At 63.1% G+C, this 15,847-nt stretch carries 15 protein-coding genes and 1 tRNA gene; 4 read left to right on the top strand and 12 right to left on the bottom strand.

Translation table 11 applies throughout. The features are described from left to right. Positions 1 to 81: 81 nt before the first annotated feature. The 3 genes from ACAX61_RS02430 to ACAX61_RS02420 form a co-directional block, all read right to left on the bottom strand. Complete coding sequence (locus ACAX61_RS02430; RefSeq protein ID WP_370713231.1) at positions 82 to 693, bottom strand: hypothetical protein; 612 nt, start codon at positions 691 to 693, stop codon at positions 82 to 84. Between the two features lie 140 nt (positions 694 to 833). Continuing rightward, the gene (locus tag ACAX61_RS02425; protein ID WP_370713230.1) at positions 834 to 1,418 is read right to left on the bottom strand and encodes an SOS response-associated peptidase; all 585 of its coding nucleotides are present in this window, start codon (positions 1,416 to 1,418) and stop codon (positions 834 to 836) included. Between the two features lie 250 nt (positions 1,419 to 1,668). Continuing rightward, positions 1,669 to 2,058 (bottom strand): hypothetical protein, encoded by a 390-nt coding sequence (locus ACAX61_RS02420; protein WP_370713229.1) that lies wholly within the window; start codon positions 2,056 to 2,058, stop codon positions 1,669 to 1,671. A 129-nt stretch (positions 2,059 to 2,187) separates the two neighbouring features. Between ACAX61_RS02420 and ACAX61_RS02415 the strand changes: the two genes are divergently transcribed. Continuing rightward, the gene (locus ACAX61_RS02415; protein WP_370714881.1) at positions 2,188 to 2,622 is read left to right on the top strand and encodes a DUF3363 domain-containing protein; all 435 of its coding nucleotides are present in this window, start codon (positions 2,188 to 2,190) and stop codon (positions 2,620 to 2,622) included. Positions 2,623 to 2,696: 74 nt separating this feature from the next. Here the strand turns inward: ACAX61_RS02415 and ACAX61_RS02410 are convergent, their stop codons facing one another. From ACAX61_RS02410 to ACAX61_RS02395, 4 genes are all read right to left on the bottom strand, one after another. Then, positions 2,697 to 4,244, bottom strand: coding sequence for an MFS transporter (locus ACAX61_RS02410; protein WP_370713228.1), 1,548 nt, complete (start codon positions 4,242 to 4,244; stop codon positions 2,697 to 2,699). 312 nt (positions 4,245 to 4,556) lie between these two features. Next, complete coding sequence (locus ACAX61_RS02405) at positions 4,557 to 5,066, bottom strand: hypothetical protein (RefSeq protein ID WP_370713227.1); 510 nt, start codon at positions 5,064 to 5,066, stop codon at positions 4,557 to 4,559. Positions 5,067 to 5,166: 100 nt separating this feature from the next. Then, complete coding sequence (locus tag ACAX61_RS02400; protein WP_370713226.1) at positions 5,167 to 5,820, bottom strand: hypothetical protein; 654 nt, start codon at positions 5,818 to 5,820, stop codon at positions 5,167 to 5,169. A 1-nt stretch (position 5,821) separates the two neighbouring features. Then, positions 5,822 to 6,403, bottom strand: coding sequence for a hypothetical protein (locus ACAX61_RS02395; protein ID WP_370713225.1), 582 nt, complete (start codon positions 6,401 to 6,403; stop codon positions 5,822 to 5,824). 294 nt (positions 6,404 to 6,697) lie between these two features. Here ACAX61_RS02395 and ACAX61_RS02390 point away from each other — a divergent pair, with 294 nt between their 5' ends. Continuing rightward, positions 6,698 to 8,341 (top strand): coiled-coil domain-containing protein, encoded by a 1,644-nt coding sequence (locus ACAX61_RS02390; RefSeq protein ID WP_370713224.1) that lies wholly within the window; start codon positions 6,698 to 6,700, stop codon positions 8,339 to 8,341. A gap of 102 nt (positions 8,342 to 8,443) precedes the next feature. Here the strand turns inward: ACAX61_RS02390 and ACAX61_RS02385 are convergent, their stop codons facing one another. Both ACAX61_RS02385 and ACAX61_RS02380 read right to left on the bottom strand, forming a co-directional pair. Further along, the gene (locus ACAX61_RS02385; RefSeq protein WP_370713223.1) at positions 8,444 to 10,363 is read right to left on the bottom strand and encodes a DUF6538 domain-containing protein; all 1,920 of its coding nucleotides are present in this window, start codon (positions 10,361 to 10,363) and stop codon (positions 8,444 to 8,446) included. A gap of 85 nt (positions 10,364 to 10,448) precedes the next feature. Beyond that, positions 10,449 to 10,523 (bottom strand) — tRNA-Glu (locus ACAX61_RS02380). Positions 10,524 to 10,617: 94 nt separating this feature from the next. Between ACAX61_RS02380 and ACAX61_RS02375 the strand changes: the two genes are divergently transcribed. Next, complete coding sequence (locus tag ACAX61_RS02375; RefSeq protein WP_370713222.1) at positions 10,618 to 11,703, top strand: mechanosensitive ion channel family protein; 1,086 nt, start codon at positions 10,618 to 10,620, stop codon at positions 11,701 to 11,703. Here ACAX61_RS02375 and ACAX61_RS02370 read toward each other — a convergent pair. The 3 genes from ACAX61_RS02370 to ACAX61_RS02360 are packed head-to-tail and all read right to left on the bottom strand — an operon-like array spanning position 11,689 to position 14,920. Then, the gene (locus ACAX61_RS02370; protein WP_370713221.1) at positions 11,689 to 13,494 is read right to left on the bottom strand and encodes a DUF885 domain-containing protein; all 1,806 of its coding nucleotides are present in this window, start codon (positions 13,492 to 13,494) and stop codon (positions 11,689 to 11,691) included. The genes ACAX61_RS02375 and ACAX61_RS02370 overlap by 15 nt on opposite strands. Continuing rightward, positions 13,495 to 13,965: an NfeD family protein gene (locus ACAX61_RS02365; RefSeq protein ID WP_370713220.1), complete on the bottom strand. Its 471-nt coding sequence runs from the start codon at positions 13,963 to 13,965 to the stop codon at positions 13,495 to 13,497. A gap of 1 nt (position 13,966) precedes the next feature. Next, positions 13,967 to 14,920 carry an SPFH domain-containing protein gene (locus ACAX61_RS02360; RefSeq protein WP_370714880.1) on the bottom strand — a complete coding sequence of 318 codons (954 nt, stop codon included), beginning with the start codon at positions 14,918 to 14,920 and terminating at the stop codon, positions 13,967 to 13,969. A 104-nt stretch (positions 14,921 to 15,024) separates the two neighbouring features. On the opposite strand from ACAX61_RS02360, the gene ACAX61_RS02355 reads away from it, so the two are divergent. After that, positions 15,025 to 15,840, top strand: coding sequence for an HpcH/HpaI aldolase/citrate lyase family protein (locus tag ACAX61_RS02355; protein ID WP_370713219.1), 816 nt, complete (start codon positions 15,025 to 15,027; stop codon positions 15,838 to 15,840). Positions 15,841 to 15,847: the final 7 nt, after the last annotated feature.

The following is a 15,847-nucleotide window of genomic DNA, read 5'->3' as shown; positions in this document are numbered from 1 at the left end:
CCGACTGTCGGCAATTCCAGCAAGCAGCGCTAGTTTGCGCCATAGGATGGACGGGGCGACCCAAGTCGCCCCATCAAATCGTCAGTCTCCTGCAGCCGGTGCTTCGTTGATCGGCGGGGCGGCAACTGGTGCAAGCGCCATGGGTGCTGGCTGGCTGCCAGGGGCAAACGCAACATCCTCATCAATAAAGGCACTCACAGGGGCGCCCAGTGGGATCTCCGCGCTGGTTCCAGTCATGAAGAAACCGGCAACCGGAACAAACGCAACGGCGCCCACGACGCCAGCTGTTCCAGTTACGCCCTTGTCGTCAAGAACGCCGCTTAATCGAATCTGGCGACCGTTGGCGCGTACATAAAGGACGCGAGCGTTGATGCGACCGGACTTGCCCCACATGCCCTTATTGCGGACTTCCGTTACCTCACCGACAGCGGGGCTGCCTGCCGGAATCACGGTATAACCATTTACTGTGATCGCTTCAGCAGTCTGAAGATTAAATCGCTGCCCGACTTTGAGCTTCTTACCCTTCGTAGTCAGGCCTTCCATCATGCGAAGTGGAACCGGCGTCCCGCTGCGCAGGACATTCTCGGTCTGCCCGGTGGTCATGACCACTGGCGCAGGAGTGACCTGCTGTGCAAACGCAGGCGCAGTAACGGCAACGCTCGAAACGAGCGTCCCCCAATAGATTGCTTTCATGTAACCCCCCAGTTAGGCGAGATGCGCCTTTCTACAGAGGGGCATAGGTTTGTTTATCTGTCAAGAACTGCTTACTGTCACAGATTGGTAATCGATCCAATCCGGGCACAAGTATCCTGCCCGCACGTGACATTCGAAATTTAAGCGACGAGCATCAGTTGAGCCGGATAGGGCACCGCCAGTTCGATCACGTCGTCTATCGAGCCATGCAGCCAACGCTCCTCGTCCTCGTCGTGCAGCAGTACCGGCATCGCCTTCGGATGGATCGGCGCAACGAGACTGTTCGGCTCGGTTGTCAGAAAGGCGAATTTCGCGCCGTCCTCAGTCGGCCGCCAGATGCCAGCGAAGCTAACGATCGGGCGAGAGGGGATGTTGAACCAATGAAGCGGCAGTTTCCCATCGATGCTGCGGACTTGACCGTACTCGCTGAACGCCGTGAACGGGACGAGGCAGCGGCGCTCAGGATTCTTCAGGGCCGATCGCCAGAAGGGGCTCGATAGGTTTCGCACGTTCGTGACCGGGGCCTTTCCGGCGGGCGGCGGCGGGAAGCCCCACCGCATAATGTCGAGACCGCGCGCACCGTCCTGGTCACGGACGACAAACGCCGGCCGCTTTGGGAAAAGCTCGGGCGGGGGCAGGTCGAGGTCCGGCGGGTAGATCGGACCAGCACCATAGCGCGTGGCGAGTTCAGCTTGGGCGGCGGTCATGCGGTACCGGTTGCACATCTCGCTTCTCCCGTTCGACGCTGCGGCGGTAGCGGCCGACGCGTCTCAGCATAGCCGCTGACATGCGATTGGCGAGAGCGCGGCACGGTTCCTGCTCCTCCCCCTCGCTAAGCCATCGGGCGGCGCAGCCGCCCGGCCCGACCGCTGAGACTTGGCGATCGGTTAGCTGTAGTCCAGCCGGTTGCGGGGGAGGGGGAGCGCTTGCTGGCGCATGGCCTCGTCAAAACGAGGCCATTCCTCATTGTGATCTTTAGATCACCCCGGTTTCATCGGTGGTGGAGGATTCGCAGGTTATTCGATCGCGTCGGTCGACCGCAGCGGCCAGCTTCTTGAGCGTCTCGCCTAAAAGGCTGTCGCCGTTCCAGGTAGCGTTGTGCCGCGCCTCGTTGCTGAGGCCGCGCAGCATATCCTCGAACGCGGCTGCATCGCGGCGACGGCGATCGGCGTCGCATTCGGGTGTGGGGGGCTTGCCGAGCAGCTGCTGTAGGCCAGACCTCAGGCCTTCAGGTACCAACAGCGCATAGGCGTTGCTTGCCTGCTCAACGATCGCGCCTCCGGGTTGCGGATCTTCCTTAGGTCGGCTGCGGCGTATCCAGTGCAGGAAGCCATGTTCGCGCAAGCGCTTGAGCACGACATGCACGGCCGAATAGCGTGCGCGTCCGCCTGCGCTTTTCCGGGTCGCGCGGGCTGCAGCCGAAGAGGATCCGCCTGTCGAGCACCGGCGCGAACGCTCAGTCGCGCACCTTCGACTTGAACTGACCCGACGAACCTGCGTCCGATCCGGGCGCGGGACGCCGGGTTCGGTCGCGAGCTGCGCAACGCCCTGGCTTCGCCGAGCGTCGACTTGCAGAAGGCGATGGCAGCGGGATCAGAATGGCTCCCGGCGCGATCGAGATTTTTGCGGCGGTGCGAACTGCTCCGCATTGCCGGGGGGTTGCGCAGCGAATTGGACAAAAGCTTCGTGGAAGGCGGCCGGAACAAGATTGACGGCCGATTGATGCTGCGCGCCCATCTCCTCAGCGGTCGCTACGCACTCGTCAAGCGCGGTCGGGAATTCCTGCTTTCCCCGCACATCGCTCAATATCTGCCCGTCTGCAAACGGCCCATGAGCTGCCGGACTGTTGCCGGAAACCAGCCGGCCAGCAAAGCGCCCCAAGTGCCGCCGTCCGCCATCCCTTCGATCAACCCCAAAAGCGGCCACTGACTCAGGCGGTGGGGAATCGGTTTGGGTAGGAACCCGATTTGCAGGGACAACTTGATAAGCGAACGAACGTCGCTCTACTCTGCTTCCAACTCGCGGAGGCTGCGCCCCCGGGTTTCGCGCCCGAACCAAGCGATCATTCCGGCAGACACCGCCGTCGGAACCAGCAGCGCCAGCGCTGCACCCACCAGCGTCGGTGCAAAGCCCGCGAGGGCCGCAACCTGTACTGCCACCCCGCCGAACTTGCTGCTCCCCGCCACCAACCCTGTTGCCCGCCCCCGGGTGCCGAGGGGATAGTTTTCCGCCGTGTAGGGCAGCAGTACCGCGATCGTCCCGTTAGTGCCGACGATCAGCATCGCGATGACCGTGATCAGCACCGGCTCCCAACTTAACAGCGACGGGGGCAGCATCGCTCCGATAAGGCCGGCAAAGGTCAGGCCGATTGTGCCGACAAGTGTCCATTTGCTGCTCCGACGCGCATAGAACAGCGCGGCCAGCAAGACGGTGGGGAACGCGAGCAGCGATGATTTGGCGAGAATTCCGCTCGCCACTTCGGCGCTATAGCCGCGGGCCTGCAGGTCCGATGGAAGCCACAGCAGCAGCCCGAAATTGACGAAACTCCAGCACAGCGCAGTCATGACGAGCGCGGCGGTGAGGCGGTGATGTCCGGTGCTTGTTGGCGTATCGGCCGGGGCCTCGATAGGTCGCGGCTTAGGCGCTAGGCCGAAGCGCTTCTGCATCTGCGCCAGTTCGGTTACGCGGCCGCGTTCGGCAAGGAAGCGCGGCGTTTCGGGAATGAACCGCGCCAAGGCGAGCAGCAGCAATCCGCTTGGAAACCCTTGGAGCCAAAGCGCGCGCCACCCATAGACCGGTTCCAGGACATAGGCCGCCCCGCTCGCGGCGAGATAACCTCCGACCAGCCCCATCCCGCCGACCAGCACCAGCACCCAACTACGATGGCGCGGCGGCATCACTTCGGCGAGCAGCGTGTAGATCACAGGAAGCATCCCGCCGGCCGATATGCCCATGAGAAAGCACATCACCAGGTTCCAGGCGAAGGCTGGCATCGCCCCGCAGATGGCGGTCGAGACGAACAGGATGGTTGAAAGCAGGATCGAGACGCGGCGACCATAGATGTCCGCCAGCCAGCCCCACAGGAACGAGCCGATGGTGGTACCTGTGAGGGCGACCAGGGGCAGCAGCGCGACCTGCGAGCGCGCAATGCCGTATTCGGCGGCCATTCCGGGGAGTACGAAGCCGAGCGTCGCGGGCTTCATGACGTCGATGATCAGGCCCAGCGTGAGCACCAGCAGGGTTGCCGCGTGCCAGCGGCCGAGCGGAGTTGTGTCTGGAGCCTCGTAATTAGTCCCGGCATGATCGCCATGGCCGTCTCGTACCTTGGGTAATGCACCAAAACAGGCGAGCGGCACGCCAATCAGGATGAGGACCATGCCCAGCCACATGCTGGCGTCCATCGGCATCCCGTTGAGGTGGTTGCCCATGCTGTGCGCCATCGCCAGCATTGGCAGATGCAGCAGCACACCAGCGCTGATCGCGGCGCAACCCGCCCAGAAATAGGGCGCGCGCTCTCCGACGATTGATGTGCTTCCCGCTGCACTCCCCATCGGTTGGGATTAGGCGGAAGTCTCCGTCCGGACAAGCCACCACAACACCGCAGGTGTTGTCCGTTCACGAGGCGTTTGCGACCAATCAATTCTGCTGCTGGCCAACGGCAGCCTTCGCTGCGCCTCAGCCCAATAGCGGTCATTCCGGTGTCGGCCCATTCCCTGTCGTCTGCGACCCAGCTTGAGAGCTGCTGACATTGAGTGGTGCAACCGAGGTTGAGGCGCCGTTGGACGCGCCGTGGGGCTTCGGTGGCATCGCGTGCCGCCGGAACCCGGCCCGGCGGCGATGATGGTTCAGGCGACCGTCGCAGATTATTGAAAGTGGCGCTGGTCAGCCGCCACTGTGACCACGCGCCGGGTGATCCACGCTTCGGCGCGGGCGATGCCATCGGCGCGGTCGCTTGTCAGCTGGCGATCGACATGAATCAGCTCGCGGGGCGACAGACGGAAGCAGCCTCGTCGGCCGGGCTGCGGCAGAATCACGGCACGGTTGCCCGCGCGCGACAGCCATAGCTGGCAGTCGGGCTGGACGTGACACAACGCGTCGCGGGGTATGAACAGCGTTAGCCCTGCCATGGCGATGCCCCGGTCGGTGGGGGCAAACTCGACATGGACAAGATCGACGCGGCTTTCGACCACCTGCTGCCCGAGCCGAAGGCGGTTTTCAAAGTTCAGCACTGGGCCGCCGGTGATAGCGATCCCGTCGCCCATTTTGCGGTTGCGAAGCAGCAGGCGGGTAACGGCCTTGATGTGTGGGAGGATGGCGTCGGCATCAATGGTCACAAGTTCTTCTCCTGTTTTCATCCCCATCCCGGGGATCACCTCCCATCTTCAGATTTGAGCGGACCGGCCTTTCGCCGGTCCGCTACTTCTTACTCGCCGCTGCGGACTGCTGCGCTGCCGCCTTTCCGCAGCAACCCTTTCATCGGAACGCCTCCACGTGCTTGGTCCACATTTCCTCGACCAAAGCCTGACCGCTGTCGCGGATCAGTTCGTCAGCATAGGCTCCATGCGCGATCCCAAGTCCGGCGGCGCAGCGCGGCACGATCAATGCATGGGCATGGAGCGGATTGGTCGACCCGACGCGCCCCGGCGCGTGAAGGGCGAGCATGGCTGCCAGTCCATGTTCGCGCGCGATGCAATCGCGCACGAAAGACCGGGCCCGCTCCCAACCAATATGGATGCGATCGACATCGGCAAGCGGCAGGGTAAGATACACCAGCAGCGCCTTTTCACGGTCGATTGCTGACTCGTCCATGCGCCCCAGAAGCGTGGCCGGATCGGCCAAAGCATCGTCAGCGCCTGACGGTAACAGCACCTCGACGCGCTCGACATTTGGCGACCAGGCGAAGATGTCACCGCCGTCAGCAGCGCGTCCGACATGCGCTTTCCGCCAGCCAAATTCCAACGCGCTATTCTGCCGTCCGGCATAGACCTTCCGCAACACGCCGAAAACGAGACCGGAGGCATTTGGCCCGGCGGGGTTGAGATAAAGCCAGCTTTCCGGATTGGCTTCGCTGGGCGCCACCGACGCACCCTTGGCGGTGGTCGGCTTGTGGCGGGGTTTGCTGACCATGTCAGTTCCTCCCACTGCGCGTGCCGATGCGGACGATCTCGGCGGCGGCGCGGCATACCGCGTCGCTGCGCTCGTCGGATGTCCTAAACGGCGTCACCGTGGAAATCGCCAACCCTTCGGGGCGCAGCTGCAGGAACGGCGCTGCGCCTTCCGGCACCAGCCAGATCGATTTGTCGCGGTGGCGTGCGAACGTCAGGCGTTTAACCACCAATGGCTTTGCGGTAACAGTCAACGCGACGTCGACGGTCACCGGATCGATCGTTTCCGGAAACAGGCCGGTTCGCACCAGCATCACATCGCGCCGGAGCTTCGCGCATGCCGCCTCAAGTGCTTGAACAAACATCGGCGCATTGCACGGTGTCGCCGCCAGCAACAAATTGGCGGTATCGATTTCGATCACGCCCGCGGGCAGGCCGGCAATCGAGCCACGCGGCATATAGCAGTGAGTGAAGAGTTCGAGCGGAAACGCGAGCACGCGCACGGCGGGATCGAGCATCGGCCCGATGGGTGGAGTATTCATTAGTGCTACTTTCGGCAGGAGGATCCCCGGACCACCGGTCCGGATCAGGCTGCCGACCTTCATTTCATTACAGCTGGCAGCTTAATTCGCTGCTGCTTGTCCTTCAAAACTAGGCGCACTCTCGCGCCGTTCTTGCGAACGAAGATGATCGAGACCAAGGGTCTGCGATGATCGGCGTGAGCTCGCGCCGAAGGCGTGATTGGGAAGAGAAGGGGCAGAGCCCCGACCCGCCTTTTTTCATTCCCGGCAGGGACTAAGAAAAAAGAATAGCGGGTTACTACTTTTCTACCCTGCTTCACCTATCTGCATCGCTATAACCGTTTATTCTGATTGAGGCCTATTGTGTCAATCTATTGTATGGCTCGAATTAACCGCCTTTCGCTTTATCTTTTGGGGCGGGCGGAGGTTCATGGAAGGCGGGGCGACAAGCGATCACGCAAGCGGGTGGTTCGCGACGCTAGCCCCATCACCTGGGTGCCCGATGGTGTTGAAGTTGATCCGCTGGCGCTGGAGGAGCTTTACAAGAAGCATGTCGAAGGAGCCTTCGTTCCCAAGGGCAAGGGGAAGGTTCTGCACCTCCTCGTGAAATTTCCCGAAAGTGTGCCGGTGACGGAAGAAGCCGACGCGAGGGCCGCGCTCCAACTCGCCGTCGACTTTGCTCAAAAGCTGTTCGGTGGCGCGGCGGTATTCGCTGCGCGTATGGATCGCGACGAAGCATCCCTAACCAACGCGGACCTGTTCCTGGCGCCGCGATACGAAAAGAAGACCAAGCACGAATCGAAGGTTGCTATCAGCCTGTCGAGGCATTTGAAGAATATGACCGCGAAGCGCGGCATGCTGAAAGACAACCGCGAAATCCTGCGCTGCCAGGGTGCGGCGCTGCAAGACGAGTTCTCTGAATACCTTCGGTCACGCGGATACCAGGCGATGCGCGGGCAAGCCAAGAAGACGCGATCAACCGATTGGGTCACGCCGGAGCTGTACGGTGCCAAACGCGACCGCCAGATCGCAGAGGTCGATCGCATCGTTGCCAAGGATTTTCACGCCGAAGCTGAACGTCTGGAAGCCGCTGCCAAGCAGCGTCGTGCCGACACCGAAGCGTGGGTAGCGCAAGAGCGTCGAAAGCTGGATATCTTGCGGACCCAACTCTGGCATCATGCCCAGAAGTTATACAACGATGCTGTAGACCAGGAACGCATCCGAGCGGCCGCCGAAGCTGATGCTGATCAAAGGCGCAAGCAGGGCGAGGCAGCCTCCGCGGCAATGCTGGCCAGTTCCCGACAGGCTGCGCAGGATGCTAAGGATGCCAGCCAGCGTATATTGAGCGAAGCGGCCGGGATTTTGGCGGGGGCAAAGCAACAGGAGGTGGCTGTTGAACAAGCCAGGCAACAGGCGCAGCACGAACGGGCGGATGCAGCCGCCATGAAACGTGCCGCAGCTGCCGAATTGGCGTCAGCCGCGCGGATTAGGATGGATAATGAAGCTGCCCGGGAGCAGTTGGCCCTTCTTGTGCGCGCCATGCACGATGAATGCCTGCAGCTTGCCACCGAGGATAGCGAACGCGGCTTTCGAATGGCTGAAGCGGCAATGAACCTAACCGAAAAACAGGCCTATCGTGCGAAGTGGAGCCAGGTTCTCCGCGACCTTGCGATCCAAATCGCCCATAAGCTGCGGCAGGCCCTGAAAAAGGCGATGACACTGCGGAAGGAAAGAATTCGATTTGAGATCGATCAGACAGAACTTTTGGGGCAAAAGGCCGCACTTGATGCTGACCGCGCAAAAATCGAGACCGTGCTTCAGCACGCGCATGAATTCCGTACCGCCTTTGAGGCGATCCCAGAGGCTGAGCGTGTGCCAAGCGTTACCGAGGCCCTTCGCAAGGGCAGCGTGCTTGAACAATCCGCAACCATTCCCAAGGCCGCCCTTGTACGCGCGAAGGGACCTCGGGATGGGCCTCCCCAGGATGCCATCTGGTCGCAAAGACAGGGTCAATCCCGGTAGATGCGGTGAAAGCAGGGTGCGGATGCGGTCGCGCGCACGCCGTACCAACGAACCCGCACAAGTTGAGGTCGACACCTTGTTGACGGGGTCGAAACCTGCCGGTCAGTGGCATTCGTAATGGTTCGCAGCGGCCGATGATCTCATGTCACGTTGCGCGCTCAGACGAGCAACCCGGGCCAATGCGCATGCAACCACTGCGTCCCACGGCACACTTCGGAATTCCAGACGGTCGATATCTTCCTTGAGCATGTCGATCGGAAGGCCGCCGCCATAACGGTCACCAACGTCCGAACTTGCATGCCCTGCAAGCTGATCCAGGCTCTGCTTGGTGATGCGGCGGCGGCGGCCTTCGCGCTTCATTGTATGCCGGGTCGAGTAGAATGCCTTGTCGACCTCAGTAATGCCCAGCTGGCGCAGCGCCTTGTTTATATCGCGCGACAGCAACTTGTAGCGATCGCCATAGCGGTCGACTTTAAGGTCATCGAAGAGCCATGCCGCTCCACGCTTCCTTTGATGGCTGACGAAGTCGATGAAGCCGCCCTCGAGTACGATCCAATGCAGCGGGACGTCACGGATGGAATTCCTGGTCTTTTGACGTCGAGGTGTATCGGTCGGATTCGCCGATGCGCTTTGGCGCCGATCCCGACGAAATCGCATCACCCACGCCCCATCGTCCCGAACGACCTCATTAGGTTTCAGCTTGCAATGCTCACCGGGACGGGAACCGTGAAACGGGGCGAGGAACAGGATCCAGAACATCGTGTCGCTGCAGGCGTCGGGGTCCGTCATCAGCGGCGATGTGTAGATGCGATGTAAATCGTCGTCGGAGAAATGATCGCGTTCGTCGCCTTGCCATTTCGCGCCTTCGATCACGACATCGGCGGCGGGATTGTGGCTGATCCACTTTTTCCGCCTCGCAACGCTCAGAACCGCCTTGATCGCACCCACCTGCTTCCCGACCGTCGGCGGCGATAATGTAGGCAGCGAATTCGCTTCGGCACGCGCGATCTGCTCGAGGAGCGGGAGGTTCGCGATTTCCTTCTTCGGCCGTGATGGCAACATGGCGACCGTATCGCCGAACCCTTCGACCATTTCAGTTGTGATAAGGGTCACGTCCGATGTGCCGCACAGGATTTCAAACCGCCTGATCGCGGTTTCGAACTCGTCCGCAGTCTTGTGGTTTCCGACGATCCCTTTGCGGCGCTTCCACTCGTCAAAGGCGTCATACAGGGATGGGCCGCTGACGACGACGGGCGCTGGATGCGAGACAATCGCCGGTTCCGGCCGCGCCGGAGAAGGCGGCTGTGCGATCGGCGCCAGCGCTTCGCGGATATTCTGCGGCCATGATTCAAATTCATGTTCCGCCAGGCGGGTCAAATACGCTTCGGCTACTCGATCATATCCGTCGCGGGTCGTGATGTCGATTTCAGGGACAACATACTGCAGATATTCGACTGCAAAACGGAGCGGCTGGAAAACCCCCCGCGCCAGCAGCGCGCGTGCCAGTTCCTGATAAACCAGACCGTCTGTGGGAAGGTTGCGACCTTCAAAGATCTCCGCGCGAATGCAAAACAAACGGCGCTCGTTTTCATCGTCGATCGCCGGAATCGGTGTCGGCTCTGGATCGTAATATCCGGTTTGGGCCTCGCCAAGGTGCTGCTGCTCGACGGCTCGCGCGTGCTCAACGCTCCAGGAACTGCGGACGATCGTCGCGATCTTCATCAACTCCCCGGCGACGGCGTTGTCCATCGACTGAGAGTATGTGGCAAATCGGGTGAACGCCCGGTCGACGAGCGTGGCAGCATCCGTTTTCGCCTGTCTGGACAAGACTGACCGCAAACGAAGGATCTCGGCCTTGTAGTGGGCGCTGTGGCTTGCACGCCTTGCGGCAGCCAGTGTCGGATCGGTCGTCTCGAGCGAATGGGTCCACTCACGCTTGCCGACAAGATCACGAATGTCGGCAGGCACCGCCATGCGGAACTGCTCGAACCGGGAATTTGCTCGTCTGACCGAATGCGACATTCGACGCCCCATTTGTAGCATAGGGCGCCTAACGAAGCGTTGAAATTGCTGGTTTTCGCACGATCTCCGCAACTTAGTGCGAAGATGGTGACCCCTGCGGGAATCGAACCCGCGTTTCAGCCGTGAGAGGGCCGCGTCCTAACCGCTAGACGAAGGGGCCGCTTGCGCGGGAGGGGCGCGATTACAGGGGGGCAGGGGCGGCGTCAAGGGGAATGGGTTTGTGGAACCCTTCGCCGCTCATGCGTTGTTCGCATATGCAGCAAGTCTCGTTTTTGGGTCAGAGCATTCCCGCGTTCGTTCTCGACATTGGGGTCGTCGCATTGTCGATCCTGGTTGCGTTGGTCATCCACGGCGTGGGCATGCGGATCCTCGACCGGTTGGCGGCACGGACGCCGGCGTCGAGTGATGATATCTTTGTTGAGCATGCGCGAAAGCCGCTTCGCTGGATCGCGGTGGCGATTGCGCTGGCGACGGTGCGGCGGTTTCTGGACCTGTCGGACACCGCCGATGCCGTCTGGACACAAGCCGCAGGGCTGGTCGTGCCTGCGCTGGTCGGATGGCTGGCGATCGGCGTCATCCGCGCGACGGGCAAGTCGATCGAGCTGGACGCCGACATCAGCGTCGCCGACAATCTGCGCGCGCGCAGGCGGCGGACGCGTAGCGCCATATTGGTGCGGATCGCCGTGGTCGGCGTCGGCTTCATCACCATCTGCCTGATGCTGCTGAGCATCCCCAGTATCCGCAGCGTCGGCGTGACGCTGATGGCGTCGGCTGGTCTGGCTGGCTTGGCGGTCGGCGCCGCGGCCCAGCCGCTGCTGAAGAACCTGATCGCGGGCGTGCAGATGGCGTTTACCGAACCCATCCGGCTGGACGATGTGGTCATCGTCGAAGGGGAGTGGGGGCGGATCGAGGAGATCCGGCTCACCTATGTCGTCGTTGCCATCTGGGACGAACGGCGGCTGGTCGTGCCGGTTTCGCAGTTCCTGGAAAAGCCCTTCCAGAACTGGACCCGCAGCACCAGTCAGCTGCTCGGCTCGGTATTCCTGATGCTGGACCCCGCCACCAATATCGACCGGCTGCGTGCCCATGCGGAGGAAGTGGTAAAGGCCAATCCGCGCTGGGATGGTCGCGCTTTCGTCCTGCAGGTCACCGATACCAAGCCCGATGCGATCGAGGTCCGCATCCTCGCCACCGCGCGCGATGCGGCACAGGCGTTCGACCTGCGCTGCGATGTGCGCGAAGCGATGCTGGCCTATATCCGCGTCGAAATGCCGGAGGCGCTGCCCCGCCGGCGCGTCGCGATGGACGCACCGGCGAATGCGGGATCAGGCGCGGCGTGATGCTTCCCAGCGGGTGACATTGTCCTCCAGCACGGTGAGCGGCACTCCGCCGCCGCCCACGACCAGATCGTTATAGCCGCGAAAGTCATAGCGGTTGCCCAGCCGCTGTTCGGCGCGGGCGCGCAGGCGGTTGATCTCGCTGTGACCGACCTTGTAGCCGCATGCCTGGCCCGGCCACGCGCAATAACGATCGACCTCGCTCGTCACTTCCTCGATGCCCGAACCGTTCGTTTCGGCGAACCACTGGATCGCCTGCTCGCGTGTCCAGCGCTTGGCATGAAGCCCGGTGTCGACCACCAGCCGGCACGCGCGGAAGGCGATCGACTGAAGATAGCCCAAGCGCCCGACGGGGTCGTCGTCATATACGCCCAGCTCGCCCGCCAGCTGCTCGGCATAAAGCGCCCAGCCTTCTGAAAAGGCGTTGAAGCCCATCAGCGTGCGGATCAGCGGCAGCTTGTGCGTATATTCGCCCTGCCACACATGGCCCGGAATCGATTCGTGATAGGTCAGCGTCGGCAGACTGTACTTGGTGTGCAGGTCGGTGGTGCGAAGGTTGATCCAGAACCGCCCCGGCACGCTGCCGTCGATCGACCCGGCGCCGCCATAGGCGCCCGGCGCGCCAAGTTCCTCTGCCGGCGCGATGCGGCGCACTTCTACCCGGCCATCGACCAATGTGCCGAACGCGCGGGGAAGGCGGGTGCGGATATCGACCAGCCGGTCCTGGATCAGCGCCATGATCTGGGCGCGGCCCGTATCATTGTCGGGGAAGGTGTAGCGTGGGTCCTTGGCCAGCGCGATCATGCGCGCGCCGACGCTGCCCTTGGTGTAGCCGAGCGATTTCAGGATCGTGTCCATCTCACCCTGAAGCCGCGCCAGTTCGTCGCGGCCCATCTGATGCACCTGATCCGGTGTCATGCGTGTGGTGGTGGAGGCGCGCAGCGCCCATGCGTAATAGGCGTCGCCGTCCTTGAACTTCCACACGCCCGCGTCGGGGGTTGCGATGCGGGCATGTTGCTCCAGCTCGGCAATCTGACGCTCCAGCGCGGGGGCAACGCGGCTGGCGGCGATCTTTTCGGCACGTGCGGTCCAGTCGCCGGGAATATTGCCGGTGCGCTTCGCAAGCGAGGTGACGACCAGCCAGTCTTTTGGCGCGCCTTCGCTCGACATGCGGATGCTTTTCAGCGTCTTGTCCATCAGCACGGTCGACGCGACGATGCCGCGCCCGCGTGCGTCGCGCAGCCGGCCGGTTTCGCCCTCCACCGCGTCGGCAAAGGCATCCAGCCGGGCCAGATAAGCCTCCGCATCGGCTGCATTCTCGACCTTGTGCGTGGCGTCGAGAAATTTGGGAATGTCGAGATAGGCGCCCATATTCTGGGCCACGACATAGGGGCCGTTGCGCCAGCCGCCGATATCGATCGCACCATAGGGAAAGCCATAGCCGTCCAGCGCCGTGGCATAGGCGGTGCGCGCGACCTCCACATCGACGCGCGACTGTTCGTCGGGCTTCAGCGTGTCGAGCCGGGCAAGGGCGGCGCGCAGCCATGCCGCTTCCTTCTCGCGGCCCGCCTGTGAGCGGTCGGACAGGCGGGACTTGAGCGCGGCACGGGCGCCGCTGTCGATGCCAAGCCCGCTGGCGCTTTCGGGCGACAGGCGCATGAAGGATTCGGCAATCGCGTCCAGTGCCGGACCGGCATTGCCGCGCGCGGGCGCCTGCCGCGCCTGTGCGGGCAGGGCGGCGAGGGCAATGCTGGAACCGGCGGCATTCAACAGGTCACGACGCGAAAACGACATTCAGTTCACTCCGGAAACGGGGGGAAGGTTCAGGGGTTCGACGATCAGGGTCAGCCCGTCGACAGCCGTCACGCGGGCGCGGGCGCCCAACGGCATCTTCGGCCCGCGTGCCGGCCATTCGCCGTCGGCCAGCCGCACGCGACCCTCGCCATCCGAAAATTCGGTCACCGCGACGACGGTTGCGCCCAAGATGCGCGCGGCGCGGTCGTTCAGCATCGGGTCGCTGCTGGCAACCGCATCGCCGCCGTACCAGCGCCGCCCGATGGCGACCGACACCGCGGACCAGACGCCGAAGCTGCCCAATTGTCCGGCAAGGTCCAGGTCGGGAAACAACAAGGTGAAAACGCCGGTGATCGCTGCTGCGACCGCCAGAAAGACCAGGAACACGCCAGGCACCGCCAGCTCGATCCCCGCCAGCATTGCTGCGGCAAACAGCCAGAGCGCGCCCGGTTCGGCCAGCCAGTCGAGCAAATCAGCCCTCCCGCACCACCGGCACGCCGGGTTTTGCCGGTGGCGGGGTATCGTTCTTGCCCAATGCTTCCCTGGCCAGTTCACCAATGCCGCCGAGCGTCCCGATCAGCTGGGTCGCCTCGACCGGGAACAGCACCGTCTTGGCATTGGGGCTGGTCGCGAACTTGCCCACTGCTTCCACATATTTCTGGGCGATGAAGTAATTGATCGCCTGTGCCGATCCCTGCTCGATCGCCTCGCTGACCAGCGCGGTTGCCTTCGCCTCCGCTTCGGCGGCGCGTTCGCGGGCTTCGGAGTCGCGGAACGCGGATTCGCGGCGGCCCTCTGCCTCAAGGATGCGGGCCTGTTTCTGCCCTTCGGCGCGCAGGATCTCGCTGGCGCGGCTGCCCTCTGCCTCGAGGATGTTGGCGCGCTTTTCGCGCTCGGCCTTCATCTGGCGCGCCATCGCGTTGACGATGTCCTGCGGCGGGCGGATGTCCTTGATCTCGACGCGGGTGATCTTGACCCCCCACGGCGTGGTGGCGTGATCGACGGTGTTCAGCAGCCGCGCATTGATTTCGTCCCGCTTCGACAGTGTTTCATCGAGATCCATCGAACCCATGACGGTGCGAAGGTTGGTCGTGACCAGATTGAGCAGCGCGTAATTCAGGTCGCTGACCTCATAAGCCGCTTTGGGCGCGTCGAGGACCTGAAAGAACACGACCCCGTCGGTCGAGATCATCGCATTGTCCTTGGTGATGATTTCCTGCCCCGGAATATCGATCACCTGCTCCATCATGTTCACGCGGCGACCCACGCGATAGAAAAAGGCCGGGTAGAAGTTGAAACCCGGTCGCGCCACGGTGGTGAAGCGACCGAAATGCTCGATCGTATGGTGATAGCCCTGCCGCACGATCTTGATGCTGACGAACAGGTAAGCCAGCACCAGCAATACCAGAACGCCCAGAACGCCCATCAGTCCGTCCATCGCCCGCCCTCCCTGTTTCGGGCATCCTAACCGCGCGGGGGCGGAAGTCGAGATAGTGGCGTTCGAAACCAGCGCGCGTTAGGGTCGCGTGCATGAGCACTGCCCACCGTCAGCCGCCCCGAACCGCCCTGTTCCTGCCCGCCGCCAACGCGCGCGCGATCGAAAAGGCGCGGGGGCTGGATGTGGATATGGTGGTCCTCGACCTGGAGGATTCGGTGCGTGAGGCGGACAAGGATCGCGCGCGGGCAGCGGCGATCGAGGCGGCCGCTGCGGGTTTCGGCCATCGGCTGATCGCCATCCGCGTGAACGGCGAGGAGCATGGCTGTCACGATGACGACGTGGCGGCGGTTGCGGCATCGCTGGCCGACTTCATCGTCGTGCCCAAGGTGGAGACGACCGAACTCGCCGCGCGCGTGGCCGGGGCGGGCAAGCCGGTGCTGGCGATGATCGAAACCCCGCTGGGCGTGCTGAACGCCGCCGCCATCGCGCGCGTCGACGGGGTCGAGGGGCTGATTGCAGGCGTCAACGACCTGCGCGCGACGCTGGGCATTCCCGATGGAAACGACCGCGCCGGGCTGACGCTGGCGTTGCAGACGATCGTGCTGGCCGCGCGCGCGGGCGGCGGCTGGGCGCTGGACGGGGTTTTCAACGCGCTGGACGATGACGAGGCGCTGGCGGCGGACTGTCGCCACGGGCGGGCGATGGGCTTTGATGGCAAGACGCTGATCCACCCCAATCAGATCGCCGTTGCTACCCGCGCCTTCGGTCCCGACGACCGCGAAATCGCCGATGCGCTGGCGCTGATCGAGGCGGCGACGGGCGGGGCTGAGCGGTTCGGCGGGCGCATGATCGAGACGATGCACGTCGAACAGGCCCGCGCGCTGCTGACCCGTGCGGGTCGGGGGTAGCGCGCCG

The organism is Sphingomonas sp. IW22 (assembly GCF_041321155.1).
In the GTDB taxonomy this organism is placed as follows: Bacteria; Pseudomonadota; Alphaproteobacteria; order Sphingomonadales; family Sphingomonadaceae; genus Sphingomonas.
Note: the sequence above shows the minus strand (reverse complement) of the source record. Positions and strands in the feature narration are given on the sequence as shown.